Below are 25,548 nucleotides of genomic sequence, written 5' to 3'. Positions count from 1 at the left end.
TACCTCTTTCCATAAGTCTGATTACGATAACCCAGGCACGCGTAAAAATGACTGCTTATTCCGCGCTACTTACTTCTCATCTAAAGTGAGCATCTGCTGGTTCTTATTAAAGAAAAACCGGTAAAAAATAATGGTTACAAGCATAGCAGCAAGTGAGACAGAGGCAAAAATACTTAATGAAATCACAATTTGATAACGAATGGCCTCAATAGGCTCGACTCCACCTAAAATCAGACCCGTCATCATCCCTGGCAACTGAACAAGCCCAATTGTTTTTAAACCATCTACGTTTGGGATCATTGCTGCTTTTACAATTTTTCTGATTAAGATAGTGGAAGCTTGATCAGGCTTAGCCCCTAATGCTAATGCTGCTACAATCTTTCCCTTCGCTTCTTTGAATTCACTTTTCATTCTCTCAAGAGCAAGTCCAATTGCAATCATACTATTTCCAATAACCATTCCACTCATAGGAATCACTTGATCGGGTTGAAAGTTAATCATATCAAAGCCAAGCCACATCGCGAGAATCAGCAGCTGTACACTTACGATTACAATAAAAATGACTGGCCTTAAATACGGAATCCCTGTTCCTTTTTTACTTGCGTGAAAAGTGGCCACAGTAACCATCACAAAAAGCATTAGAGAGATCCCAAGTAAAGGTGGCAATGAAAATAAATATGTTAACACATATCCAATAAGAAAGAGTTGCACCACTCCCCTAAAGGACGACCAAGCAATAGACTTACTTAATCCTAACGAATAGATGTAAGACAACGATACAGGAATGAGCACGAAAAAGATCAGTAGAAACATGGATAAGTTAGATATCTCTGGTGCCATTTTCTCACTCCTTTAAGAAATACTGTAATTTTTCTGTTTGAGGATTCTCAAACAGCTCTGCTGTATTTCCTGTTTCTACAATTTTTCCTTCGTCCATAAAAACGGTTCGATTCCCAAGCCGCTTTGCTTGAGCAACATCATGAGTGACCATCACAATGGCGTGAACCCGTTCGGGTATAAGGCCAAGTAAAAAGGCTTCGATAAGTTCAACATTTTTCAAATCGAGAGCACTAGTCACTTCATCAAGAAGGAGAACGTCAGGTTTATTCGCCAGTGTACGAGCTAACGCTACACGTTGCTTTTCGCCACCTGACAAATCCTCCACGTTCCTTTTTAAATAGTCTCTTGGTAGCTGTACATTATCTAATAAGCGCTCTCCCATCCCTTTTTCCCATTCTCCAAACAAAGATGGACCGTAACACAAATTATCTTCAACCGTTCCATCAAATAAAGAAGAAGATTGAAACACCATTCCGATACTCTTTCTCAATTGTGTAATACCAAATTCCTTTACATCCTTACCTCGGTAATGGATCGAACCTGTATCAGGGTCGTTTAGTCTGTTCAACAACATAAGAAGACTACTCTTTCCAGCTCCAGATGAGCCAATCAGTGTAACAATCTCTCCTTTATGTATTTCAAGGGAAATATCTTGCAAAATTTGCGTACTACAATGTTGAAGCTTAATTAAAGTTTTGTCACTCACCACTTATCACCACATCTCCTGAAATCACTTTTAGTATACCTTTAATCAATGATTTGAGCCAAAAATCCCTTTTGAAAAGAGGAAAAAAAAGCTAAATACCCTTTCAACCATTCAAAGCTCTGTTTCACACATGCGGCACATAGACCTGATTCTGTCTCACTTCTGAAAAACAAAACTGGTCTTTAGTCGGCAAGAACAAATAAGAGGCCGGGACAGAAGTGTATGTTCTGAACGTAAACCCGAACAATGGTATACGGTACAAGTAAACCGCTACTCACATCCGCCCTGTTAGCGAAGTTCGAATTTCACTCTAGACACTTTCTTAATGTCCCTGCCTCTGTTTATGTTTATCTATTCGTTGTTTATATTTTCTTTTACTAGCCATGCAGCCCCGATCACACCTGCATCGTTTCCTAATTGAGCAATCTGAAAAGTGGTTTCAGCAGCAACTTTAGGCAATGCAAATCGATTAAAATGAGGTCGTAAAGCATTAATCAATTTGTTTCCTGCTTTGGATACTCCTCCTCCAATGACGATGACATTCGGGTTTAAACTGTTTGCCAAGTTCGCCACTGCTAATCCGAGGTGATACATAGCCTCCCGTACAACTTCCTTGGCGTTCTCATCGTTATTTTCAGCAGCATCGAATACATCTTTAGCTGTAACCAACCCTGTCGTTTGAAAAAGTTCAAACAATTGCCCCGATTTGGTCGCTTCGATTTTTTCCATTGCTAATCTTACAATACCTGTAGCTGAGCTTACTGTTTCAAGGCAACCGGTTTTCCCACAGTTACAGGGAGCCCCGCCTTCAGGAACTGATGTAATATGACCAATCTCCCCTGCCATACCTGCTGCACCATGGAGGACAATACCTTCAGAAATCAATCCGCCGCCAACCCCTGTTCCGAGGGTGACACAGAGCATGTTTTTAGCACCGCCACCGGCACCTCTCCACATTTCACCAGCTGCAGCTAGGTTAGCATCGTTATCTGCAAAAACCGGTACTCCCGTTTCCATTTCCAAACGTTCCTTCAAAGGATAGTTTCTCCACCCGATGTTAACTGCTTGATAGATAAATCCTGTTTCCACTTCAATAAATCCAGGAGCTCCCACACCTATTCCTCTCAGATCGGAAAAAGTAGCGTCAAAAGAATGAAGCTTGTCCTTTAAAGTTGCTGCAATATGTTTTGGTATGTGATGCCCAGAGTCGCTAATGTCCGTCGGCACTTCCCACTTGGTAATAAAATCCCCATCATGATCGAGGATCGCAAGCTTAATCGTTGTTCCACCAACGTCAACACCAGCAAGCCAATTTCGTTTTGTCATATGTATCATCCTTTTTTATCTTTGCTGTTCACTTAAATATTGTATCACGATTCAAAGTGATTTACTTTTCTTTTAAACGACTCTTTTCTTCCCTTAAAATAAGTTTTGCCCGGATAAAATCTTCTTTTTCAATCATGTTCATTCCATGCAATTCATCCAGTTCCTCTTCCATTAGCTCTATATCGTCAGAACGATCACCTGTGTAGATGATCGTTCCGAAGCGTTTTAGTAATTGTAGAATATCGTAATAGTTCTTCATGTTTCCTCCACCTCTTTAACCGATTATACCAGTTTTAAGAGAGCGATAAAAACAAACAGTAGGATCGGTACATACTGGACCAAGAACCGAAATTCCATCATTGTTTTCAATCGCCAAACAAGCCAAGCACTACTTAACCCTCCAGCTACAAAAACAATCATAAACAACAAGATTAACCACTTGGATAAGTCTGCAATTCCCACCTCAAAACCAACGAAAAAAAAGAAAGCAGCCAACGCACCCCAATGAGCAAGTCCGTTACTGGGGATGTAGCCAAATGACGGATGGTACGTACGAAAAAAGAATACGGCCATTACAACAGCAACGAAGGAGATGAGCCCTTTTAATAAAGGATCAGGAAGCCAAAGCCACCCACCTACTAACATGCCGATCCACACAAAAAAGAAGAAAATAAGTCCTGTAATTGTAAAGACCGTTTGCCAGGAAAATATGAGCTTTACCGTTAATAATGACCCCACTGCTACACCAGTTAAAAGAATAAAAAACGTGAAAACCATAACGTCAATCATGACTACGCCCCCCTCGGTTATGTGTATGATTCATGTTCCTTTTTAAGGACAAGAATTTATGTTGTGTAATACGTTTTGAAACTGGTATAATAAAGATGTAAAAAGTTTGAGAAGTACTGAGCAAACTCTACAAAAGAAACGGGGAATAACCATGTCAGAGCAAAAACTCAAAGAAGTGCTTAAACAAGGCATCTATGGTTCACCTGAAATCAGACCAGATGAAAGAAAGCTGTTTCTTTCAACGATTCGAGAGCGCATTTACTTAGCCCTTACGAATAGGCAAGTTCGAGAGAGTGGTATGTATAATCAAGTCCTAAACGTAATGAAAAGACATTCCGATGTAACGCTTTATATAAATGGATCCCTTAACTACCCGGCATATTCGAACTACGTTCAAGAAGCAAATAAAAACGGTGTACAGTTTACCATTGTAAACGACGGCAAAGAGTCTCCTATCGGGCTTGTGCTTGCCTCTAAATCCGCCATTGAGAAAGAAGACATCTTTATTACAGATGAATTATATGAAAAAGACATGAGTCATTAAGAATAAAAGGTGTCCCCAACATTGGGGACACCTTTTATCTTTTATCGATCTTAATTAGTACTTCACCAAACTCTATGCCAACGACTGTGTAGCGAAGGGGACCTTCTCATAGCTGTCAAGTTAAGCAAACTTAGCAGCTTTTTTTGGTTTTTTATCTTATTGATCATTCACTCTCAATTTTTCACATGACAAAGATGCTTCCTTTCTGAAGTTTTTTTTGACAAGGATATATTCCGTTACAGGTGGACGCTTTCCGCAAAAAGCGAAGAACATTCCGGCTCCACCTTTGCTCAACTGATTTACTCCACTCAACCTTAAGTTGACAGCTATGGGGGACCTTCCCTATCCAAATGATTAGTTCCCGGTATCCCCCTAATGAGCTTTGTCTCTCCCACTACTTACTCGTCCAATTTCACAATCATCGATCAGGGTCAATCGGGTGAATAGACCTTGGACGACGATTTTTCAAAGGCATTGGTGCTCTAAACACAACATCCCTCAATCCTCTTAAATTAAATGGAATAAACGGCCAAAAATATGGCGTATCAAATGACTTCATGGACGCTAAAAGCAAAATCAACAGTAATGAGCCCACAATATATCCTGGCACATGAAAGACTGCGCACACGATTAGAAGGGCAATTCTCATCAACCGATTAGCCAGGCTCATCTCATAGCTAGGGGTAGCGAATGAACCGACGGCGGAAATGGCTAAATATAGAACGACCTCATGGGAAAAGAGTCCAACTTCAATGGCTACTTCACCAATTAAGATCGCGGCAACAAGTCCAAGTGCAGTGGCAAGAGCCGATGGTGTATGAATGGCTGCCATCCTTAGCATTTCAATTCCTATTTCCGCTAAGAGAAACTGAGCAATAAGTGGGACTTCCCCTGGGTCATCCATCCCGATGTACGACAAGTTCTCAGGTAATAAATCAGGGCTTTGGGCAAATAAATACCATAAAGGAAGTAAAAAAATACTTGTCCAAACGGCTGCAAAGCGAACAAGCCTCAAGGCACTTCCTACGATCGGTTTTTGGCGATATTCTTCCGCATGTTGCAAGTGATGCCAAAACGTTGTTGGTGTAATAATGACACTTGGCGATCCGTCTACAGTAATAAGCACATGGCCTTCCAAAACATGAGAAGACGCGACGTCAGGACGTTCTGTATACCTAACTACAGGATATGGATTTCGATGTTGCCCAAACAAATATTCTTCAATAGTTTTATCCCCCATAGGTAGACCATCTGTATCAATTTCTTCTAAACTTGTTTTAATGTAATTTACAAGTTCCCTATCAGCAATGTCGGCTAAATACGTAATACAGACATCGGATAGAGACCTCCGTCCGATTCGAATATATTCGTTTCGTAAATTGCGATCACGAATCCTTCGCCGAACGAGACCGGCGTTAAATACCATCGTCTCAACAAAACCGTCTCTAGCCCCACGAATAACTTGTTCTGAATCAGGTTCTTCAGGTCCTCTAATTTCATACGCTCGTGTATCAATTACTAAGGCCTCTGACTGTCCATCAATAAGGAGAACAGCTGGCCCCGATAGGATTTCCACCAAGGCGATTTCAAGGTCATCTACCTTTTCAAGCTCTATGTATGGAATACGTGATTTTAAAAGATGGTCAAGAATGTTCTCTTTTGTCGCACCATCAATATGATTGAGTTCTCTTTGAATCTGAGTGAGAGCATCATCTTTTGCAAAGGCATCTACGGTAAAAAGAGCCATCTCGATACCACCATACTCTAGATCTAGGTGAATTAAATCAAAACTCTTATCAATCGCCAGCTCTCTTTTTAAATAATCGACATTTTCTTTTAACTCTGTAGATACAGGATGTTTTTTCGGCAACTTCATAATGCCATCCCTCCCTTCCCATTCATTTTTTACTAAATACTAAAATACATGCACGGCAAAAGAAGAGAGCATCATTGTTTAGTTCAGTTCAGGTCTGGACTACATCTTCATTTTCACGAACAAAAGTAAAGCTCCTAAAAGGATAAATCCCTTTAGGAGCTTTTGTTAAGATGGATGATTCGTTTGTAATTCCTGTTGAAACTCTCTAAACTGTGAATTCTCAGGATCCAAGGATCGTGCCTGCTCTACTGATCGCTTCGCTTCATCAATCCTTCCTGTCTGATAATACACTAAAGACAGATTGTAATGGGCAGGTGCAAACTCAGGATCCAATTCGATCGCTCTTTTGTAATAGGGTTCTGCCTCTTCAACTTGATCTTCCATGGCATACGTATTTCCCAGTAAAAAGTATACTTCCTTCATTTGAACATCCGCTTCAACAGCCAACGTTAGATACCTTCGAGCTTCACTATAGTTCTCTTCTTGAAAGTACTCTTGGCCAATTTGTGCATAGGCTAACGAACCACTTCCATCAGTAGGCTTCACGAAACCATATGCCATTAAGCCTCCTACACCAATAGTTGTAACAAGTAGAGCTAGAATCCTTCTTTTTAACCTAAACGGTGACGTTGGCAAATTTACAATAGCAGACGCTAAAAACCCACCTACTAAACCACCAATGTGTGCACCGTTATCAATCATCGGCACAAGAAAACCGAGACTCAAGTTGATGACAAGGATGACAATGACATTCATGCCCATCGTCCTAAAAAACAATCGACGGTGCTTCAATCCGAAATAGAGCAGGGCACCAAAACAACCAAAAATCGCACCGCTTGCTCCTGCAGATACTTGTTCATTAAACGCAAAGCTTGCAACAGATCCCGTGAGCCCCGCCACAAAATAAATCAAAATGAACCGTCTCGTACCGAAGATTCTCTCTACTGCGCCACCTAAGTAAAAAAGTGCTAATGAGTTCATAAATAAATGAAGAAAGCCAATGTGCAAAAACATGGCACTAAAGAAGCGCCACCATTCTCCATCGTGTATTAACGGGTTAAACTTAGCACCAAACTCAATAAGCGTTCTAATATCTGTAGAAGATCCAGCTTGTTCCACGAGGGCGAACATAGCTAAAATTGATGCGAGCAGAAAAAAAGTGAAGAAGGGTTTTCCATAAAAAAACAGCTTTCTCTCATCTTCGATCCGAGTATTTGCTGCACGATTGACATGCCTTTTAAGCATCCTTACCATCTCTTCTTCATCTTGAAGAGCATCAACAGGCAAGAAATCCGGTGTTTCCTTTAGCCCCCACTCCGTAGCAAGGGGAAACATGACCGACTGCAAGGAATCCTCGGTTAAAAGAATCGTTCGTAATTGTTGTTTCCCACCAGCCGTTAACGGAAGCGGCTGGTCTACCAACTCCTCGTAAGTATCAACTGGAGGATACTTGGTCACGATGATACTCACGACATTTGCTTGCCTTAAGCCAAGTTTTTTTCGTACTTGTTTTGCTTTTTGTTCTGTTTCTTTAATATCTGATCGAAGTTCACGGGACCAATCAAGTTCCTTCCTGCAAACCCTAATAATCTGATACGGTTCCTTTCGATCATCTTCAAGCCATGCTTCACCATCGCTTTTAGACAAGTGAACAACGCGCATACCTTCCTTGTTCACAAGATGATAAAGAAGCTCCCAATATCTTAGCTGTTGGGTGAGAACGCTCATGTACCATCCTCCTTTGCGATCACGCTCAAGACTTCTACCAATGTATTACATTCCGCTACAGGTGAATGAACCGTTTGTCTTTCTTCACCTCTTGTATTCATGAATATACTATCCCAGCCAGCTTCGATTGGTCCGACTACATCGTGTTTCCACGAGTCTCCTACAAATAAGACAGGTTCTTTTAACCCAAACGTTTCTTTAGCAAGGTCGAAGATTTTTTTGTCCGGTTTAGCTACGTCCACTTCCTCGCTTACAACCATTTGGTTTTTTGTTATCCAATCGGAGATTTGAAGCTTTTCAAGCTTGTTATACTGTGTATCCGCAGTTCCATTTGTAATAATCCCCATATTCACTTTACGGGAGTGAAGATAATGTAGAAGATCACTTAAGCCTTCATAAGGAACACAATAATTATCTACAACCTCATAATACCGTTTATGAAACCAATCGGCGTCTTCCTTTGAGAAAGAAAGGTCCAGTTCCTTCATTGTTTCTAAAAAACGACGTCGGCGATATTCTTTAGCTGACACTTCTTTTTTTTCAAATAAGCCCCAAAACCGGTCACTATTCCTTTTGAAGATGGGGAAAAATTGATTAAATGTAATGGTTGTATCCGATGAGTGTTTATCTATTAATTCCTGAAAGCATTCCGCCATTGCTTTTTTGAATGCTCGCTCATGACTGAATAATGTATTGTCTAAATCAAAGCACACGCTGTTCCATTTCACGTTCAAACACTCCTTCTTAGTAGAAGACATTGAAAAGTTTAATCTATACCTTTTTCAATGCTTTCGAAACAATGAGCGGAACGGTTGCATGTTTTGAGAGCCTGGTACGAGTCGTTTTTTCGTAACAGGCGCGCAACCGAGTGGAGCCCTTGCCAGTCAAATAAAGGCAGTGAAAAAGTCCGGCTGTACTTTTTCAGTGGCCTCCTCTTAGTATACCAGAGGCCCGATCCCATTTACGAAGATTCCCACTTTGCGTATTCTATGCTGGAAAATAGAAAAGAAGCCCTGAACCATACAGGACCTCTTTCTTTTGATTATCGCAAGGCTTGGGAAACCATTCGACTTCTAACAGCTGGTATTCTCATGACTGAGCTAACTGCCAACCTACGTAACCATGGACGTTTTAAAAATGCATTGATTATTCGGTACCTCACTCGATACAAGAATAATCCACCAATGAAAGCGCCGAGGAACATCCAGATCCGATTATCCACGCCCACCCCTCCTTCTTTCCCATTAGGATGAGGTTGAATGAAGAAAGTTATCCACCAAGATCACATATTGAAAATATTCCCTGTTATTTTACCGCTGCAATTTCATGTACCGGTTTCATTGCTTTTTTTAGCGTTTCAGCAGAGGCTACGAGCTGTTTTTTCTCTTCATCGTTTAAATCAATCTCAACGACACGCTCAATTCCATGTTTATTAACTACCGCCGGAACTCCAATATACAAATCCTCTAAACCATATTCTCCTTTTAACAAAGTGGAGACGGTCAAGATTGAATTTTCATTTCTCAAGATGGCTTTCGTTAAACGGATAAGCCCCAACGCAATCGCATAGTGAGTTGCCCCTTTTCGCTCAATAATATCGTAGGCGGCATCCCTTACATTCACAAAAATTTGATCAAGATCTTCTTGTGTTGCCTCTGGCTTATACTTTTCGATATAACGAGCAAGAGGTTCTAGTCCTACTCGAGCCTGGCTCCAAACCGGAAGCTCCGTATCTCCATGTTCTCCTAGGATATAAGCATGAATGTTTCTTACATCTAGATTTAAATAATCGCTTAAAAGGAATCTGAATCTGGCGCTATCCAAAATAGTACCAGAACCAATGACTCGTTCCATAGGTAGCCCTGAGAACTTCCATGTCGCATACGATAAGATATCAACAGGATTTGTGGCAACAATGAAAATACCGTTAAATCCGCTATTCATTACTTCATCTACAATCGATTTAAAGATAGCCGCATTCTTTTCAATTAAGTCTAGTCGCGTTTCACCAGGCTTTTGATTTGCTCCAGCTGTAATCACGACGATATCTGCTTCCTTACAATCAGTGTAATCCCCAGCCCATATCTTCATAGGCGAGCCGAAAGGAAGACCATGGTTTAAATCCATTGCGTCCCCTTCCGCTTTCTTTTTATTTAAATCAATTAATACCATTTCATCTGCAACATTTTGATTGATAAGGGCAAAAGCGTAACTAGAACCTACAAAACCTGTACCAATAACAGCTACTCTTGTGGTTTTGTTTTCATATTCTTTTTGCAAAAGAACCTCCACCTTTCTCACTCCATGATAATCAGTAAGACATGTATTTCTATAAGCATCATACCCCCATAGAACCTATCTCAATCAGAGGGCTTCCCAGCCTACAATTAGATTGTACACTATTTCACAAACATTTGGTGTAGAAACGAAGGAATAATATGACAACTTTATGTCTATCCTTCGTTCATATCGTTAACAGCTGATATATTTTGCATACAACACTTTCGCTTCTTCCGGATCTTGTGTGCCTTGAATCAGCACTCGACCATCAGGAAACAAGACGATCACCTTGTTGTCAGCAAGCTTGATTCTGAGTAAAAAAGGCGTTAGCTCTATGTCCCCCAAAGTCCTAAGCTTTTTCGCCCACTTTGAAAGATCAATTCTTTCTTCTCCAATGATCTGGACCGTATCTCTCCCACATAAGACCGTTACTTGTGTCTCGCTGTCCATCAGCGATGGATAGTCGTGATGTACACACGTTTTACAGTCATGGGCTTGTTTCATTTTTATCTCAAGTCGGTCATTGCGCCATACGTCAAAGGAAAGGAGTGTCCGTCTAACATCCTTTTTATGACCTGTTAATAATTTTATCGTCTCCATTACCTGATAACTTGCCGCGATATCAACGGCTGGAGATAGGACGCCAATCCTATCGCATGTTTGACCTTTACCAGAGCCAGGATCAACCATGCATCGAAGACATGGGGTCATACCTGGTATAAAAGTAGCCTGCATCCCTCTCGAACTTACTGCTCCGCCGTAAACATATGGAATACCGAGTTTGAAGGCAGCATCATTAAGAAGAAAACGGGTTTCAAAGTTGTCCGTCCCATCTAATATCACATCACTGCCTTTTACATACGTTAGAATGTTGTCTTTTGTAATGTTTGCTATATGTCCCTTTACTTGAACCTCCGAATTGATTCTTTTAAGCTTTTTCTCCGCTGCAACCGCTTTCGGTAATGCGTGATTTACATCGTCTTCATCAAACAACGTTTGTCGTTGGAGGTTGCTACGTTCCACGTAATCCCGATCAGCAAAGCCTACATAGCCTATACCAGAGCGTACAAGATGGGTAGCCAAAACCGTGCCGAGGGCTCCCATGCCTACTATAAAGACCCTCTTCTTTGACAGCTCTACCTGTCCAGCTTCTCCAATCGGTTGAAAGAGCACTTGACGCGAGTACCTGTTCGTCATCGCCTACACCCCCCATTTCATTAAAACAAAAATCATCCCTGTCAACAGCACCGCTGAACTCGTACATACATGATTCACTACATCATTGTTAACAAATGACATGCCTCTCACAACCTTTGTATGTTGCTCGCAATGCCTTTTTTTCTCTGTTAGGACTTCGCACTTGTTACATCGGTAAAGAACTTGATATGTACCACCTACAATGGTATCAAGGAGTTGTGCAATTAAGCCTACGAGAACAATAGCAATAAACCACCCTAGACCCACGCTTGGAAAAAGTAAAGCTCCGACACCACCAACGAACAAACTCCCTCCGATCGCACCGATAGTTCCAATAATGGAAACCGCTCCGGACTGCCCTTTCTCTACAGGCTTTAAACGCACAAGATCCAATGGTCGCTTTTTGCTTAAACGACCAAATTCCGAGGCCCACGTATCACTCGTAGCTGCCGCCATACTACTTAAAAAAGCTACAACCCAAACAAAGTCTGATGTGATCAAGTAAAGGGTGGCACAAACGGCCGACCATCCTCCATTTGCTAGGACTTGATGGATGTCCCTTTGATTGCCTTTTTCCTCCATCTGATTAAGGTCATATCGTTTGTCAAAGACTTTCCCTAAGACAGAAGATGTAATAAAGAAACTGGCAAGAACGAGCAAGCCTGCTAATTCAAAAGCAAGACCAATTACCACGCCAATAACAATAGCACCAAATGTCGCCCCTATGGTAAGTGAACCCTTTTTCCATGCCCCAAAAGCTAATATAAGGACACCTAAGGCGTAAATGAGGCTCATAGAATGAGAATCCGTTCTTCTGTAATGATTTTTTTTACCGATTGGTCATGGTCTTCAACCGGGATCTCTTTTTTCATCTGACAATCGAAAGCAAGGGAGCATGTGAGAAGCTCCTTGTTTGCTGATAGAAAACGATCATAATATCCTCCTCCATAGCCTACCCGATAACCATCTTCCGAAAAAACAACACCCGGAACCAGAAGAAGATCAATATCTTTTCCCGCAATTTTTTTGCACCTGTTAGGATCAGGCTCTTTGAGCCCATAAAAGCTGTCTTCCAAGTCATCTAGCGTATTAATAAGATAGAAAGTTAATGTGTTCGTTTCAGGGTTGCATTTCGGTGCTGCCACTCGTTTGTTACAAGAAAGGGCCTTCGAAAAAATAGTATATGTATCAATCTCTCGTCCTACAGATAAGGTAATGCCAATGGTCAGAGCATCATCCCATTCCGCTTGATTGAAGAGATTGTGATGGATCGTAGATGTTTTTTCTTTTAATAGTTGAGAACTCATCTCAGCCATTCGTGATTTCACTTGCTCACGCAACTGTCTTTTCTCACTTTTAAAATCCAATAGATTCATCTCCCTATAAAAGGATATAAAAAAAGCGACCTATAAAAAGTCGCTTTTCCCACATTACTTTGTTTCTTTGTGCACCGTGTGACGCTTAAGACGTGGGCTGTATTTCTTCATTTCGATACGATCTGGGTTATTACGTTTATTTTTTGTCGTAATGTAGTTTCTGTCACCAGTTTCAGTGCAAGCTAATGTAACTTGAACGCGCATGATATCTCCCTCCAAACCTCTAATCTTTACTCATACTTTTAAAATATAGCAAAAACAAGAGAGACAATCAAGAGGGAATGTGAAAATGTAAAGGTTTATTCCTTGTCATCCAAAGGTATCTGACAAGTCTGAAGAAGGTTATGATATTGGCTATGAGCTTCCTCCAACCATAAAAGGTCTTCGTTTTTCATTTCCCACTCGTAAAAGAACCCGGACTCGTATGCCTCAAGCTCAATCTCATAATCAAGTCCCCATCCGTGACTAAATTGTACAATAGGCTGCATTTGGTAGTAATCCACTTCCACTGTATCTCCGTCATTTACAAGAGTTGTTAAATATGAACAATGTGTCCCTTGGCTAGTGATCCCGCCAAACAATGCATAGGCATTTTGGTCATGAACAATAAGTGATTCTTGGCTTGGAGAATAATATACAACCTCGGCACTTCGTTCTACCATTTGGTACCTAATTGTTAATTTTACTTTTACCGGCTTATCCGTAGGGTTATAAACCAACACTTTGTTAATCGTACGGTTCTGACTTTTCATAGGTAAATGAATCCATTTCCATTGAACGTTTGCCGTCTCTCCTTCTTTATACTTGAGTGGGGATTGATGATCGTTGTATAAAGCGATTTTCCCTTGACCTTTGACGGCTAGTACACTTGACTTCTCCCATGAGGATACTCGTTCTTTTACTTCGTTTAGATACACGTCTTCGCCTCCTTCTAGAGATGCTAGCGGCTTGTACCTTAATCTTACTCTTCCTTATTGATATCAACAAGAAGGCAATATTGTCACAGTTTGTCAGTTGCTTTTACGGCATACAAAAAAAGTTAAAACACATTGCCGAACACTCTTCAAGAACATAAACACGCCAACTTTCGTCAATAAAACAAGCTTGCTCAAACGACCATCTTCGACAATTCTAACTAAAGTCTCTAGGAAGAGACATGAAAATGTGGTATAACATTACACGTACATATGGATGAAGGAGGATACAAAAGTGACTTGGTTAATCATCATCATGTTTAGTGTAAGCAGTCTTTTGTTTGTACTGTCTTTTGCTAAAAAAGACCCTGCAAAAGAAATGGAGAAACAGGTTGAGAATTTCTCCATAAGCTTAATGCAAGAAATGTATCAAGTAAAAAAGAAAGTTAAAGCTCTCGAGGAAGAACTCGTGATTGAAAACACCAATGAGGTTGCAGCTGCCACAGAACCTGCATTAACTCCCTCTGAACTAACTCGCGATGATGTGCTTGCTCTCTATGAAGAAGGCTTTGATATAAAGGAAATATCCAGCCAGACCAATCGCTCTGAAGCCGACATTGATGAGCTTCTTGCACAGAACAGGTAAAGGGAGAGAATCAACATGTTAACAAAAAATGGACTAAGAGGAACGGCTGCTGGTATTTTTGTAACGACCTCAATTTTCACCGGTGCTCTCTATTTCAACAACAGTGAAACGACTGCAGAATCGACAGAGGTTTTGACCGAAGAGGATGCCATTGAATTCCTTGAAACCTCAGAATTTGTTGTCTCAACTAACGAAGGATATACTTCTTTAATAGAAGAAAAAAAAGACTTGGAAGCACGCATCCAAGATCTTGAAGCAGATGAAGCAGAAAGAGAAGAGGACGATACTCACACGGATGAAATGACAGATACAAAGACTGTTTATCAAACGGCTCTCGTCGTAACACCAGGAATGACATTCGGAGAAATTGCCGGTATATTAGAGCGTACGGATATTATTGAAGACCGCAGCGACTTCAATGACTATATTAGTAACAACAACTTAGAAATGAGCCTTAAGCAAGGGGAATTTGTCTTTGATAGTACAATGAGCATCGGAGAGATTATCGGCCAATTAACCTCGTAAAGTATGATATTAAGAAATCAGGTTACGCTAACAAGCGTAGCCTTTTTATGTTCAGTAATAGAGGAGTGTTTACGATGAAAACGTTCGGTATTATCTTAATTATTCTAGCCACCTTCCTTCTTCTCCCGCTCCATTATTTAGCCATCTTCCCATTCTTAGAGAACTTTCAGTTTAGCAGGCTTCTTCTTATTCTCGTTGTTTGTGCAAGCTTTCTCGCAGCTATACTCACTGCAGGGTATAACTCTAATCCTGATTAAAGAACGAAAGCGCAGGGTGTGGAAGACCTCAAGATGAATGACAACGTAGTATACTCATTAAAAAAAGAACGTCAAAAAGCCCGGTGCGAGTGGTTCTTCGCACCGAGCTTTTTAGTATAACGGTTACCTCGTTAATAATGTTGGATTTACCTTACTCAATCATCAGAGTTAGTAAACTCTTCTTCGAAAAGCATCTCCGATTCATCCACGTCGTCTGAGCGACCTTCCTTAAGCTCGAAGTAGGCTTCCATTATCTCCACACCAATACGGTTGGCAACCCCTCCGTGAGTGGTAGAGACGCCAGGTACGACAATGGCAAAGGCTACTTCCGGATCGTCATAAGGAGCGTAGCCAACCAACGTTTGGTTGTTCGCCGCTTCTCCCTCAATTGTTCGTTGAGCCGTTCCAGTTTTTCCGGCTACCTTGTAATCAAGATCGCCAAAGAAAGAGCGCGCCGTTCCTTGACTTCCATGCATCACTTGTCGAAATCCTTCTTGTACACGAGCAAGGTCTTGGTCACTCATTGGAATCTTATTTAACACTTTGGGGTCATTCTGTCTCACTAACGGACCTAGATCGTGTTTATTTCGACCTGGTTCACGAATTTCAGAAACAATTCTCGGTGCAATTCGATATCCTCCATTTGCGATCACACTCACGTGCTGAGCCAACTGCATCGGTGTATACGTGTCATACTGACCGAATGTTAGGAAGAGCATATTACCAGGGTTTCCATAGATACCACTACCATATCCAGTTGCTTCATTTGGTAAATCAATTCCCGTTTCCACTCCGAGGCCAAACTGAGCATAATGATAACGAAGCAGGTCATAAACAGAGTGGTAGTCTCCCCATGTGTTCGACACCTGAGGAATGTAATTGGATAAACGCAGGGCAATCTCAGCCATATAGATATTGGAAGACTGTTCCAATGCCTGTATGTCATTAATTCTTCCAAGTGGCCTATGAGAACGTACAGGTCTTACTCCTTCACCTGGAAGTTGAATGGGACGATCGACTATTTGTTCTCCATGACTAAACACCCCGGTTTCATAGCCTATAAGAACGGATGCCCCTTTCATGGAAGACCCAACTTCAAAACCTGAAAGAACATTTCCCAGTTCATTATTGTTATGACCAGCCATGGAAAGCACTTCACCAGTATTAGGGTCCATCATCACGACATAAGCATCTTCTTCTTCGATAAAGTGGCGTGCTGATTCAGAAAGTTCCTTTTCAATCGCTTCTTCAACTCGTTGTTGAAGTTCCATATCAATACTAAGAATCAGATCATTTCCCCGACTACCTTCGTTTACTTCAGGATTTCTTAAAAAGTCTCCTTGGCGATTCATGTGATTGTCAAGAGAGCCGTTTCGACCTCGCAACACACTTTCGTATTGGGCTTCCAGGTAGCTTGTCCCAACCGATTCATTTCTCGTATAACCATTTGCCAGAAATTCGTCCACTCGCTCTCTTGGAATGGACCCCGTATTTCCAAACATTCTAGCAAGTGTATCTCCGTATGGATACTTACGTTGACTATCCCGAATGATATCTACACCAGGCAAATCTTCCATGTTCTCCATAATTCGAGCAGCTTCTTCGTATTCAATTCCTTGAGCTACTTTATGAGGGAGGTAGTTAAATCCGGCAATAAATTCACGCCATATATGGAACACTTCCATCCCCTCATCCGTAATCATGCCCAAGTGCTCTTCAGTAATCCGCTCAAGCCTTTCCATATAGGCTTCATTTTCACTTAATCCGAGTTCTCTTTGTTCATCCAAAGGCAGGATGTCGTAGGGTTCGTCATAGTGAGTCAAGTCGAGCATTTCGTTTCGTTCCTGATTTAACACGAGCCAGTAGTCTTTGATATCCCGCTCGTTGATCCGCTCTTGTTCAATCGTAATGTAGGTGTTCAATTCTCTAGCTACTTCCAGCATTTCTTTCATGGATGTACGCCTGTTCGTATATGTAACGGTCATCTGGAGTTCGTTATCAACGACCACGTTTCCGTTTCTGTCGTAGATAAGCCCCCTCGGCGCTTCTACAGGTGAACTGATGTTAATCGTTCTTTCAAGTTGCTCTTGGTACTCTTCCCCTTGCACAATTTGAACAATGCCTAGTCGAAGAATAAGTGCTGAAAACAAAATAAATACGACAAAAAACAACGTATTTAATCTAACGGGAACGTGCGCTTTGTTTCTTCTTTCTCCCATCTCGAAATCCTTTCTTATTTTATTTAGATGAAAATACACTTAACTCAGATTGTACAGCACGACCAGAATGGACGCCGTGCTTCACAATTCATTGAAAAGATTTACTGAATAACAAGTATACTCATCCTCTTATCTTCATGATGCAAAATCTAATATTCTGCCGAAATCATGCCCTTAGCTCTTATGTATAGTAAGCAGTTGTATGTAATCATTATAGGGACTTGGCATCGCGTGATTTGTGAGAAGGATTCTTATGATTTACACAAAGAAAACTTGGCTCTTTGCCAAGTTATTGATAAGCGGGAAACCCGCTCTTTTCTATCTAGATCATACCATAATTTATGAGAATATACAGATAAGACACCTTCAACAGGTGTCTTATCGTTTAAACGTTTGCCCGCGAATGCGGTTATCTTCAAAGACATCACGAACCCGCCTTAGGCAGGTGGGTGCTCGCAGAACCATTTCCAACGTCCTCAAATGGTTGAGGCATGTTGTCCATCGTTCAATGTGAAGCTCCCGTGTGAATTGGTGTTCGGTTCGAATAAGCTCGAAGTTCACCAACACCGCAGGCGCTGTTAAATTTCAACTTTATTATAGCATATTCGCGAATCTTTTCAACATCAACCTTTAGTCCCGAATGAATAAACTTATCGTTTTTTTAGTACGGAAAATGTCTCTTTTTCTTTGGCACTGGGGAGTTCTATCCCTTTAACAACCCAGTAAATAATGGAATGACCGGCCCCTAAAATAAGGAGAACAATCGGAATTCCTTTTTCGTCCCCCATAAGCAATACAGCGGCAATGAAAAGTAAGATGGAAGTAATTCTTCCGAAGTTTAAAAACAATTCACGGACCACAATATATTCAACCCTCATCTTGGCTGCATTCCAACCACTCCCAATCACATCATACGTTAATGAAATATAAGGAACAAGCAGTAGCGGATAGGCAATCGAAACAACGACACCGTAGATCAGCAACTTCGTGAAGGTCAAATCAAAAATAATTAAGAAAATTGCTCCATAAAGCATGATCCCTCCAATGAGGATCGCTCTTTTTCTAAGTGGCGGCTTAATAAAACGACCTACAAGATAATAACAAATAAAGGCGACAGCTGAGGCGACAAGGCCATATGTTCCAAGAGCCAGTTCACTCCCTGTTGCTACATACACCCAAACAACAATTAAAAAGATAAATGTCCCTTCTCTAAGACCTTGGAAAAAATGAGCATGGCATATTGCTTTCCAGTTCACATCCTCTTTTCTTAAATTCCATATGTCCTTTAATTGATAAGCTCCTTCCGCCGCTCGGCGCTTCAAGAAAAAACTTAAAACAACAGCAAGCAAAAACAGTGCAAGTGAAATAGCGAAAATAACACGATATCCCGTAAGCCTCGGCATATGCGTAATAATAAAACCGGCACCAATTGGACCAATCATACCGGCAAATGACGTTAAAATACCTAGAAACCCATTAAAAAAATCTCTCGTTTCCGGTTCTGTTATCTCAAACGTCAGTACATTGAACGACAACCAATAAAAACCATACCCAATACCAAGTAAAGCGCCTAAAATCAGAAGAAATTTCCCTGCGTTTTCCCCCATTGTGAGAACCGTTGTAAAAAACACACTTAAAAAGATTACACCTAAGCGCAGAACAATAACTCGATCAATCTTTTTTGCCCACCGTCCGGCTAAAAGAAATGTTAATGGCTGGAAAATGACCACCGCTAAATTGTAAAGAGCAATATCCACATATTCACCGGATTGTTTCCACAAGTATACATTCACGAACGTATTGGATAAAGCAATCCCCAATGCATACAACCCACCAATAAACAATAGCAAGCCTAAATCTCTATTCAATTCAATATCACCGATAAGCGTCCCTAGGATTCGTTTCATGGCTGAACTCTCCTTATGTCATCACGTCATTTAGTGTGCCAAAAGGTCCTTCGGATATTCAGATTTAAAGAAGGAAGGGCCATGTTAACGTTCACATAAGAGATATAGCGCCATGTGACGCTATTCGAGGAATTATCGTAATCACTCCGTTAATATTGATGTCTTTGCCGCGAAATGACGCTCAGATGCCGTTAATTTCCAAAATGGAACCGTGAATTTTTCTATCTTACCCGTTAATACCCTACATCCACACGCTAAACGACCTCCATACCTGAAAAAGGAGGCATTAAAAAGTAAAGATCGAACTTTTCAATGCCTTCTCAAAAAGAGAGGTCAGGCTACTTAAAGAAACGATCCTCAAAACAATTGTGTAATCTCCAAATTCAGATCGCTACTTACTTATAAAACACACAAAAAAAGAAACGATCCGGAGTAACCGGAACGTTTCTTTTTTTGTATTCTTTATTTTGCTTCAGCGTAACGCTTTGAAACTTCATCCCAGTTAATTACGTTAAAGAACGCATCAACATAGTCAGGACGTTTGTTTTGATATTTCAAGTAGTAAGCGTGCTCCCATACATCTACACCAAGGATTCCAGTCTTACCTTCCATAATCGGTGTATCCTGGTTTGGTGTGCTTGTAATTTCTAGGCTGCCGTTATTAACAGCTAACCAAGCCCAGCCAGAACCAAAGCGTGTTAGAGCTGCGTTTTTAAAGTCTTCTTTGAATTTGTCAAAGCTTCCGAAGGCGCTATTGATGGCATCAGCAAGCTCACCAGTTGGCTCTCCGCCGCCGTCCGGGCTCATGATCTGCCAAAATAATGTGTGGTTATAATGTCCGCCACCATTATTACGAACTGCACCGCGAATGTCTTCCGGTAATGCTTCCAAGTTTGTAAGAAGCTCTTCCAAGCTCTTGCTTTGAAGATCACTGTGCCCTTCAAGTGCACTGTTTAGCTTCGTAACATACGTGTTGTGGTGTTTACCATGGTGAATTTGCATTGTTTCCTCATCAATGTGTGGTGTCAATGCGTCGTGTGTGTAAGGTAGTTCAGGTAGTGTGAAAGCCATCTAAAATCTCCTCCTTAGTAATATGTAATCCTTTTTTATGTGAATGAGGTGGTACCTCATTTCAACCGATGAATGCACATGTAAGCGCATCACGATTAGGTAGAACTTCGAACAAGCTCTACGGTTTTACATTACCAGATATACCCTCGCTATTCAAACATTAAACACTGCGTTCATTTAAATAGGTATACCTTGACGTCAGTGTGTATGGCTTTGCTTCACCTCATTCGCTCCCTTTTTGCGGCGGTGCCAGCGGGCCAGTAAAAAATACCTCTACAAGTAACACTTCGTGACCTGCGTCTAAGAAACTCACAGAAAACTCATGATGTAAAAGATCCGTCGCTGCTAGCGCTTCACTTCGCATATTTGACTGACTAAAGGCATACTCATTTGCATTTATCTTACATACTTCCATTTTTAAAATCCGTTTCCTTCTTTTTTGTCATAGTGTTAGTGAAATGAAATATAAATGATAAGAAGACAAGCCCCATTATCGAAAGGAGTTTCTATAATGACATGGTTTGAAGCACTCATTATCGGCCTCGTACAAGGAATCAGTGAATTTTTACCGATCTCTAGCTCGGCCCACTTATTAATAGTGGAAAAAATGCTCGGGATCTCTTATCACGATCCTACACTTACCTTTGAAGTATTACTCCACTTCGCATCTTTGTTAGCCGTTTTCGTGTATTTCAAACAAGAGCTTGTGACATTGATTACAAAAGCTACCCGTTACCTTCTCAAGCGCTCAACAGAGGGTAAAAACGACTTCCGTTTCGTTTTGCTTCTATTCATTTCAACTGTGATTACCTTCGTTGTAGGGAAGATACTCGAAAGTGCATTAGGAAGCGGCATAACAAACTTCTCATTGATTGCTGTCGCTTTAATTATAACAGGTATATTCCTCATCTTCATCGAACACGGTGGTTTCAATGAACGAAAAGGAAAAGGAGACATTTCAGTTAAAGACGCCTGTTGGATCGGGGTTGCTCAAGCCATCGCTGTTATCCCTGGAATATCAAGAGCCGGAAGCACACTTGTAGGCGCCATGATGCTCGGACTAAAAAAAGAAGAAGCACTAAGGTACTCCTTCTTACTGTCGATCCCTATTATTTCAGGACTTACTTTGTTAAAACTCACAAGCATGTCCGCCATTTCCAGTGTGAGCCTATTAAGTTTGACAATTGCTTTTCTAAGTTCCTTTTTGTTCGCTCTTATTGGTATACGATGGTTGATTCGTATGGTTCAAAAAACAAAGCTTTCGTATTTTGCCATCTACTGTATCCTACTCGGCATTTTCGTCTGGATTACGTATGGAAACGAGACCGTTATGACGAGTATGGAACAAATTTCAAACGTGGATTAAGCATTTGATTCGGGCTTTTTAATTGCAATTTCCCATTGGAGCAATCTACCGTTACTTGCTTATCGAAAAATACTTTCATTTGTGGATCAATGACGAAGGTGGCCTCCTGAAAGTCGGACTCAAGAGTATCAAATCGATTTGGAACTTCGTCATGTTGAACAAGCCTTGCTACACCACTCACAACACATCCACAGCCATCTGTATCGTGTTCAATCTCTATAATAAGCGGATTATACCCAGTCATGCCAAGGATTTTATCCTGGGCTTCTTTCGTTACCTTGATTTCCAATCGTACCGCACCTTTCTAAATGTCGTTATAAGTACATTATCATAATTGTATACAATAAAAAAACGATTTACATGTTCAGCGTATGAACACATAAATCGTTGATTACAGATAATGGCGGAGGAAGAGGGATTCGAACCCCCGCGGGCCGTGAAGCCCCTGTCGGTTTTCAAGACCGATCCCTTCAGCCGGACTTGGGTATTCCTCCGTATTAAAAGCTTATCCGCATAGACTAAAAATTATGTAGTCGTTGAATGGTGGACCCTGTAGGACTCGAACCTACGACCGGACGGTTATGAGCCGTCTGCTCTAACCAACTGAGCTAAGGGTCCTCTTGGTAGCGGCGGAGGGGATCGAACCCCCGACCTCACGGGTATGAACCGTACGCTCTAGCCAGCTGAGCTACACCGCCAAGATGTCATTTTATTTTCTCAAAGACAATGAATATCTTAGCATGTGATCAAACAAGAAGTCAATCGTTTTTTAAAAATAAATAAAAAAGTGTCGAATGCCTCTATGCCAAGGCTTATCCACTATTCAATAAAAATAAGAGGAGCATGATCGCCCCTCTTATTTTACCATATTATTCTTCGCCAATCACGGCTTCTGCAATGTTTACTGCATGGTCACCGATTCGCTCCAAGTTACTGATCATATCTACGAAAATAATTCCCGCAGCACCACTACATTTCCCTTCGTTCAAGCGCATAATATGCTTTTTACGAAGTTGTCGTTCCATTTTATCAATCTGCTCCTCTTTAAGAACAACAGAACGAGCTGCAATCATGTCTTTGTTTTCCAATGCATTTATAGCTTGTTGCAACGTTTCGATTGTCAAATCAAACATTTCCGTAATATCTTCTGTTGCTAATTCACTCATTTTGACCTTGTTCGCAATTTTATATTCGCCAAGCTCCACCAAGTTTTCCATGTGGTCTCCCACTCGCTCAATGTCTCGAACTGTGTCCATTAACATGGAGTGTTCTTCGGAATCATGAGCAGAAAGGGAGTTTGCAGAAATCTTGACAAGGTAATCTGTAATCTTTTGATCCAGGTTGTTAATCGCGTCTTCGAATTGAAAAGCAAGTTCAGAATGACGTTTTTGATCCGTTAAAATAAAGTCTCGAGCTTCAACAAGACCTTTTTCTGAAAGCTCTGCCATACGAAGCGTTTCCTTTTTAGCTTGTCCAAGAGCGATGGATGAGGATTGTTGGATAATCGAAGCATCCAAGTGTTGCGGTTTATATTCAACAACGCTCTCGTTACCAGGAAGGATCTTCAGAATAATGGCCGCAATGACGGCAACAAACGGTAGCTGAATGATTACGTTAGCTGTGTTAAAGATCCCGTGCGCAAACGCAATTTGCATTTCCGGGTTTAAATTTAACCGTTCACTAATATTAGCAATCATCGCTGTATAAGGGACAACGAAAATCAATACGATGATCGTTCCTACTAGGTTAAATATTACGTGAGAGGCAGCTGCTCGCTTTGCTGCTAGAGACGCCCCAAGTGCTGCTAACACCGCAGTAATGGTTGTACCAATGTTATCACCAAATAGGACAGGTAATGCTGCAGACAGGTCCATAGCACCTTGTGCGTATAACTGTTGAAGGAGACCGATTGCTGCAGACGAGCTTTGAACGCTAACTGTAAAGATCACACCAATAAGAACTCCGAGAAGTGGGTTATCACTCATTTGAACCGTTAAGTCAGTAAAAACATCCCAGTCTCTTAGCGGTCTAAGGCCATCCCCCATCAAGTCAAGTCCATAAAAGAGCGCTCCGAATCCAAAGAATACTTGACCATAGTTATTGGCTTTTTTACTTTTCAAGAAGAAGATCAAGAAGGTTCCGATAGCTAAAATCGGGAGTGAGTATTCGGAAATATTCAATCCAATAATAAATGCGGTTATCGTAGTACCAATGTTCGCTCCCATAATAACACCGATCGCTTGTCTAAATGTCATAAATCCTGCGTTTACAAGTCCAATTGTAAGTACAGTTGTTCCGGTACTCGTTTGCAGTAATACCGTTACAAAAATACCGGCAAAAACACCCATAACCGGGTTGCTTGTCGTTTTATCAAGAATGTCTCTTAATCTTTCTCCTGCTACTTTTTGAAGGCCATCCCCCATGAATTTTATTCCAAATAAGAATATGGCTAGTCCGCCAAAAAACATAAATAGCAAATCTCGAAGTTCAAGTTCCAACAATCTCATCCCCTTATGACTAATGTTTGTTTTGTATGTTTTATGATTGTTTTGCTCAACGACTCTCATCGTACAGCTAAAGTTTTAATGTTTTATTAATGAATTGTAAAGATTTTATTAAGTTTTTAACCAATTGTTAAAAATAAGGTTCTTCTATGGAAAAATCCAGAAATCTTGTACATTATCAAGACTTTCGATAGAATGGAAAAGGATATTATTTACTTAGTCAAAGGAGTGCGCGCATGAATATTTTCAAACAATTTGCGGCTAGTCTATACTCACCTAGTACGGTCGCCACATTTCGTCAAAACAAGATCGGAAGAGCGATCGGCTATGTATTTTTACTTATGTTTATAACACTGCTTCCCCTTGCTATTTCCCTTGGAACCACAATTTATTCCTTCGTAAACCAATTGGAGAGTCAATTGGAAGAAAGTGTTCCGGATTTTCACATTCAAAACGGTGTTCTTACTTCTAATGAAACAAATGAACCCGTGATAAATGAAGAAGACGGACAAACCATCATATTTGACCCAACAGGTGAAATTACACCAGACGACGTTAGCGGAAACTACAATGAAGCCATCGCACTCTTGGAAAGAGAAGCCATACTCATCACGAATGGCGTTACGCAACAACCGGTCTCTTATCAGGATTTAGATTTGAATCTAACGAAAAGCCAAACCGTTGAAATGGTTGAAACATTCTCAGGGATGCTGCCCCTTATTATTGGCTTAATCATTGTACTTATGTACATTTTTTATACCGCAAGTAAGTTTATCGGCGTTACATTCCTGGCACTTATCGGATACTTATTCAGAAAGACTGTAGGTCTTCCGAATATGCAATACAAGCATAGCTGGGTGTTATCTGCATTTGCAGTTACCTTGCCAACAACACTGTTCGCCCTTTTAAACTTTGTAGGATTGAACATCCCATTCCAATTTGCTCTTTACTGGACAATAGCCATTGTGTTCTTGTTTCAAGTGTTACGATATATTCCGAAGCCAAGGGTAAAACCAGCAGAATAGAAGAATACACGAAAAGAACAGGTTTTGTTGCCTGTTCTCAGGCTGTTGAGAAAGTCACTTCTCAACAGCCTATTTTTTAAGCACTCCGTTGTAGGGGTTTCAGTTTTTTCCCGCTGGGAGTCGCCTTCTTCCGCTTCTTGCAAAAATAAATTAGCGAATTTGTTGATTTAGGTAAAAGCTTTGTTTCTCATACTTACACTAGTTTCAGAACACAAAAGTATAAATTTTCCATAATGAGAGAGTTTTATCAAGCCACCTATTATAAATAGAAGAGGGTTCTTTTAGCTTGAAAACAAATCTTATTATAGACTTGAATCTTTCATTACCAGAATCAAAACAGCCCTTCAAAGCGGATTGTGTATAAATTGAATGACGTTCTAATTTAATTCAAAAAGTATCGACCAAAAATGTCACAAGATTAAAATATATGCTATATTTATAATGAGCGAACA

General features: G+C 40.8%; 26 protein-coding genes, 3 tRNA genes and 1 other RNA gene. 6 read left to right on the top strand and 24 right to left on the bottom strand.

From position 1 onward, the window contains the following. Positions 1 to 69: 69 nt before the first annotated feature. The 5 genes from G476_RS0105895 to G476_RS0105875 form a co-directional block, all read right to left on the bottom strand. On the bottom strand, positions 70 to 840 hold the full coding sequence (locus G476_RS0105895; protein ID WP_051314677.1) for an ABC transporter permease: 771 nt from the start codon (positions 838 to 840) through the stop codon (positions 70 to 72). A 4-nt stretch (positions 841 to 844) separates the two neighbouring features. Then, complete coding sequence (locus G476_RS0105890) at positions 845 to 1,546, bottom strand: ABC transporter ATP-binding protein (RefSeq protein ID WP_051314834.1); 702 nt, start codon at positions 1,544 to 1,546, stop codon at positions 845 to 847. Between the two features lie 351 nt (positions 1,547 to 1,897). Then, positions 1,898 to 2,872, bottom strand: a complete 975-nt coding sequence (locus G476_RS0105885) for an ROK family glucokinase (protein ID WP_026689269.1) — start codon at positions 2,870 to 2,872, stop codon at positions 1,898 to 1,900. Between the two features lie 61 nt (positions 2,873 to 2,933). Next, on the bottom strand, positions 2,934 to 3,131 hold the full coding sequence (locus tag G476_RS0105880) for a YqgQ family protein (protein ID WP_026689268.1): 198 nt from the start codon (positions 3,129 to 3,131) through the stop codon (positions 2,934 to 2,936). A 23-nt stretch (positions 3,132 to 3,154) separates the two neighbouring features. Further along, positions 3,155 to 3,661 carry a hypothetical protein gene (locus G476_RS0105875; protein WP_026689267.1) on the bottom strand — a complete coding sequence of 169 codons (507 nt, stop codon included), beginning with the start codon at positions 3,659 to 3,661 and terminating at the stop codon, positions 3,155 to 3,157. Between the two features lie 151 nt (positions 3,662 to 3,812). Here G476_RS0105875 and G476_RS0105870 point away from each other — a divergent pair, with 151 nt between their 5' ends. Next, positions 3,813 to 4,205: a YueI family protein gene (locus tag G476_RS0105870; RefSeq protein WP_026689266.1), complete on the top strand. Its 393-nt coding sequence runs from the start codon at positions 3,813 to 3,815 to the stop codon at positions 4,203 to 4,205. 418 nt (positions 4,206 to 4,623) lie between these two features. Here the strand turns inward: G476_RS0105870 and G476_RS0105860 are convergent, their stop codons facing one another. The 10 genes from G476_RS0105860 to G476_RS0105820 form a co-directional block, all read right to left on the bottom strand. Continuing rightward, complete coding sequence (locus G476_RS0105860; RefSeq protein WP_026689265.1) at positions 4,624 to 6,081, bottom strand: spore germination protein; 1,458 nt, start codon at positions 6,079 to 6,081, stop codon at positions 4,624 to 4,626. Between the two features lie 165 nt (positions 6,082 to 6,246). Beyond that, entirely contained in the window at positions 6,247 to 7,809 is a 1,563-nt protein-coding gene (locus G476_RS0105855; RefSeq protein WP_026689264.1) for a rhomboid family intramembrane serine protease, read from the bottom strand. Continuing rightward, entirely contained in the window at positions 7,806 to 8,537 is a 732-nt protein-coding gene (locus G476_RS0105850; RefSeq protein ID WP_026689263.1) for an HAD family hydrolase, read from the bottom strand. The genes G476_RS0105855 and G476_RS0105850 overlap by 4 nt, the downstream gene beginning before the upstream one ends. 314 nt (positions 8,538 to 8,851) lie before the next feature. Then, positions 8,852 to 9,031 carry a hypothetical protein gene (locus tag G476_RS23235; RefSeq protein WP_084405635.1) on the bottom strand — a complete coding sequence of 60 codons (180 nt, stop codon included), beginning with the start codon at positions 9,029 to 9,031 and terminating at the stop codon, positions 8,852 to 8,854. A gap of 83 nt (positions 9,032 to 9,114) precedes the next feature. After that, positions 9,115 to 10,089 carry an L-lactate dehydrogenase gene (locus G476_RS0105845; protein ID WP_026689262.1) on the bottom strand — a complete coding sequence of 325 codons (975 nt, stop codon included), beginning with the start codon at positions 10,087 to 10,089 and terminating at the stop codon, positions 9,115 to 9,117. A gap of 192 nt (positions 10,090 to 10,281) precedes the next feature. Beyond that, positions 10,282 to 11,286 (bottom strand): ThiF family adenylyltransferase, encoded by a 1,005-nt coding sequence (locus tag G476_RS0105840; RefSeq protein ID WP_026689261.1) that lies wholly within the window; start codon positions 11,284 to 11,286, stop codon positions 10,282 to 10,284. A gap of 3 nt (positions 11,287 to 11,289) precedes the next feature. After that, positions 11,290 to 12,081 carry a DUF92 domain-containing protein gene (locus G476_RS0105835; RefSeq protein WP_026689260.1) on the bottom strand — a complete coding sequence of 264 codons (792 nt, stop codon included), beginning with the start codon at positions 12,079 to 12,081 and terminating at the stop codon, positions 11,290 to 11,292. Beyond that, on the bottom strand, positions 12,078 to 12,653 hold the full coding sequence (locus G476_RS0105830; protein WP_425387209.1) for a 5-formyltetrahydrofolate cyclo-ligase: 576 nt from the start codon (positions 12,651 to 12,653) through the stop codon (positions 12,078 to 12,080). Before G476_RS0105830 ends, G476_RS0105835 begins: the two co-directional genes overlap by 4 nt. A 63-nt stretch (positions 12,654 to 12,716) precedes the next feature. Further along, entirely contained in the window at positions 12,717 to 12,866 is a 150-nt protein-coding gene (gene rpmG, locus G476_RS0105825; protein ID WP_026689258.1) for a 50S ribosomal protein L33, read from the bottom strand. A 95-nt stretch (positions 12,867 to 12,961) separates the two neighbouring features. Continuing rightward, positions 12,962 to 13,579 carry a hypothetical protein gene (locus G476_RS0105820; protein ID WP_026689257.1) on the bottom strand — a complete coding sequence of 206 codons (618 nt, stop codon included), beginning with the start codon at positions 13,577 to 13,579 and terminating at the stop codon, positions 12,962 to 12,964. A 292-nt stretch (positions 13,580 to 13,871) separates the two neighbouring features. Here G476_RS0105820 and G476_RS0105815 point away from each other — a divergent pair, with 292 nt between their 5' ends. From G476_RS0105815 to G476_RS0105805, 3 genes are all read left to right on the top strand, one after another. Continuing rightward, positions 13,872 to 14,222, top strand: a complete 351-nt coding sequence (locus G476_RS0105815) for a hypothetical protein (protein WP_156906525.1) — start codon at positions 13,872 to 13,874, stop codon at positions 14,220 to 14,222. Between the two features lie 15 nt (positions 14,223 to 14,237). Beyond that, complete coding sequence (locus G476_RS0105810) at positions 14,238 to 14,747, top strand: hypothetical protein (RefSeq protein WP_026689255.1); 510 nt, start codon at positions 14,238 to 14,240, stop codon at positions 14,745 to 14,747. Between the two features lie 74 nt (positions 14,748 to 14,821). Next, positions 14,822 to 15,004, top strand: a complete 183-nt coding sequence (locus G476_RS0105805) for a hypothetical protein (RefSeq protein WP_026689254.1) — start codon at positions 14,822 to 14,824, stop codon at positions 15,002 to 15,004. 155 nt (positions 15,005 to 15,159) lie between these two features. Here the strand turns inward: G476_RS0105805 and G476_RS0105800 are convergent, their stop codons facing one another. The 4 genes from G476_RS0105800 to G476_RS0105790 all read right to left on the bottom strand — a co-directional run bounded on the left by G476_RS0105800 (position 15,160) and on the right by G476_RS0105790 (position 20,201). Continuing rightward, positions 15,160 to 17,223: a penicillin-binding transpeptidase domain-containing protein gene (locus tag G476_RS0105800; protein WP_026689253.1), complete on the bottom strand. Its 2,064-nt coding sequence runs from the start codon at positions 17,221 to 17,223 to the stop codon at positions 15,160 to 15,162. Positions 17,224 to 17,613: 390 nt separating this feature from the next. Then, positions 17,614 to 17,801, bottom strand: a non-coding RNA gene (gene ssrS, locus G476_RS23230) — 6S RNA. 72 nt (positions 17,802 to 17,873) lie between these two features. Continuing rightward, entirely contained in the window at positions 17,874 to 19,130 is a 1,257-nt protein-coding gene (locus tag G476_RS0105795; RefSeq protein ID WP_026689252.1) for an MFS transporter, read from the bottom strand. Between the two features lie 462 nt (positions 19,131 to 19,592). After that, complete coding sequence (locus G476_RS0105790; RefSeq protein ID WP_026689251.1) at positions 19,593 to 20,201, bottom strand: superoxide dismutase; 609 nt, start codon at positions 20,199 to 20,201, stop codon at positions 19,593 to 19,595. A 511-nt stretch (positions 20,202 to 20,712) separates the two neighbouring features. Here G476_RS0105790 and G476_RS0105780 point away from each other — a divergent pair. Next, positions 20,713 to 21,567, top strand: a complete 855-nt coding sequence (locus G476_RS0105780) for an undecaprenyl-diphosphate phosphatase (RefSeq protein WP_026689249.1) — start codon at positions 20,713 to 20,715, stop codon at positions 21,565 to 21,567. On the opposite strand, the gene G476_RS21355 is transcribed toward G476_RS0105780, so the two are convergent. From G476_RS21355 to G476_RS0105755, 5 genes are all read right to left on the bottom strand, one after another. Continuing rightward, positions 21,530 to 21,856 carry an iron-sulfur cluster biosynthesis family protein gene (locus G476_RS21355; RefSeq protein WP_051314676.1) on the bottom strand — a complete coding sequence of 109 codons (327 nt, stop codon included), beginning with the start codon at positions 21,854 to 21,856 and terminating at the stop codon, positions 21,530 to 21,532. The two genes, G476_RS0105780 and G476_RS21355, sit on opposite strands and share 38 nt — an antisense overlap. Before the next feature lie 112 nt (positions 21,857 to 21,968). After that, positions 21,969 to 22,061, bottom strand: a tRNA-Ser gene (locus tag G476_RS0105770). Positions 22,062 to 22,108: 47 nt separating this feature from the next. Beyond that, positions 22,109 to 22,185, bottom strand: a tRNA-Ile gene (locus tag G476_RS0105765). Between the two features lie 3 nt (positions 22,186 to 22,188). Next, positions 22,189 to 22,265, bottom strand: a tRNA-Met gene (locus tag G476_RS0105760). Between the two features lie 171 nt (positions 22,266 to 22,436). Further along, the gene (locus G476_RS0105755) at positions 22,437 to 24,074 is read right to left on the bottom strand and encodes a Na/Pi cotransporter family protein (RefSeq protein ID WP_245579635.1); all 1,638 of its coding nucleotides are present in this window, start codon (positions 24,072 to 24,074) and stop codon (positions 22,437 to 22,439) included. Between the two features lie 233 nt (positions 24,075 to 24,307). Between G476_RS0105755 and G476_RS0105750 the strand changes: the two genes are divergently transcribed. After that, positions 24,308 to 25,096 (top strand): DUF1189 domain-containing protein, encoded by a 789-nt coding sequence (locus tag G476_RS0105750; RefSeq protein ID WP_026689247.1) that lies wholly within the window; start codon positions 24,308 to 24,310, stop codon positions 25,094 to 25,096. Positions 25,097 to 25,548 lie beyond the last annotated feature (452 nt).

It is taken from the genome of Alteribacter aurantiacus DSM 18675 (genome assembly GCF_000429705.1).
In the GTDB taxonomy this organism is placed as follows: Bacteria; Bacillota; Bacilli; order Bacillales; family Salisediminibacteriaceae; genus Alteribacter; species Alteribacter aurantiacus.
This window is presented reverse-complemented; position numbering and strand designations above follow the sequence as displayed.

What these genes read in the sequence shown, in the direction of transcription:
- G476_RS0105895 (WP_051314677.1), bottom strand. Translation starts at nt 840, where the DNA reads ATGGCACCAGAGATATCTAACTTATCCATGTTTCTACTGATCTTTTTC.
- G476_RS0105885 (WP_026689269.1), bottom strand. Translation starts at nt 2,872, where the DNA reads ATGACAAAACGAAATTGGCTTGCTGGTGTTGACGTTGGTGGAACAACG.
- G476_RS0105880 (WP_026689268.1), bottom strand. Translation starts at nt 3,131, where the DNA reads ATGAAGAACTATTACGATATTCTACAATTACTAAAACGCTTCGGAACG.
- G476_RS0105875 (WP_026689267.1), bottom strand. Translation starts at nt 3,661, where the DNA reads ATGATTGACGTTATGGTTTTCACGTTTTTTATTCTTTTAACTGGTGTA.
- G476_RS0105870 (WP_026689266.1), top strand. Translation starts at nt 3,813, where the DNA reads ATGTCAGAGCAAAAACTCAAAGAAGTGCTTAAACAAGGCATCTATGGT.
- G476_RS0105860 (WP_026689265.1), bottom strand. Translation starts at nt 6,081, where the DNA reads ATGAAGTTGCCGAAAAAACATCCTGTATCTACAGAGTTAAAAGAAAAT.
- G476_RS0105855 (WP_026689264.1), bottom strand. Translation starts at nt 7,809, where the DNA reads ATGAGCGTTCTCACCCAACAGCTAAGATATTGGGAGCTTCTTTATCAT.
- G476_RS0105840 (WP_026689261.1), bottom strand. Translation starts at nt 11,286, where the DNA reads ATGACGAACAGGTACTCGCGTCAAGTGCTCTTTCAACCGATTGGAGAA.
- G476_RS0105835 (WP_026689260.1), bottom strand. Translation starts at nt 12,081, where the DNA reads ATGAGCCTCATTTACGCCTTAGGTGTCCTTATATTAGCTTTTGGGGCA.
- rpmG (WP_026689258.1), bottom strand. Translation starts at nt 12,866, where the DNA reads ATGCGCGTTCAAGTTACATTAGCTTGCACTGAAACTGGTGACAGAAAC.
- G476_RS0105810 (WP_026689255.1), top strand. Translation starts at nt 14,238, where the DNA reads ATGTTAACAAAAAATGGACTAAGAGGAACGGCTGCTGGTATTTTTGTA.
- G476_RS0105805 (WP_026689254.1), top strand. Translation starts at nt 14,822, where the DNA reads ATGAAAACGTTCGGTATTATCTTAATTATTCTAGCCACCTTCCTTCTT.
- G476_RS0105800 (WP_026689253.1), bottom strand. Translation starts at nt 17,223, where the DNA reads ATGGGAGAAAGAAGAAACAAAGCGCACGTTCCCGTTAGATTAAATACG.
- G476_RS0105795 (WP_026689252.1), bottom strand. Translation starts at nt 19,130, where the DNA reads ATGAAACGAATCCTAGGGACGCTTATCGGTGATATTGAATTGAATAGA.
- G476_RS0105790 (WP_026689251.1), bottom strand. Translation starts at nt 20,201, where the DNA reads ATGGCTTTCACACTACCTGAACTACCTTACACACACGACGCATTGACA.
- G476_RS0105780 (WP_026689249.1), top strand. Translation starts at nt 20,713, where the DNA reads ATGACATGGTTTGAAGCACTCATTATCGGCCTCGTACAAGGAATCAGT.
- G476_RS0105755 (WP_245579635.1), bottom strand. Translation starts at nt 24,074, where the DNA reads ATGAGATTGTTGGAACTTGAACTTCGAGATTTGCTATTTATGTTTTTT.
- G476_RS0105750 (WP_026689247.1), top strand. Translation starts at nt 24,308, where the DNA reads ATGAATATTTTCAAACAATTTGCGGCTAGTCTATACTCACCTAGTACG.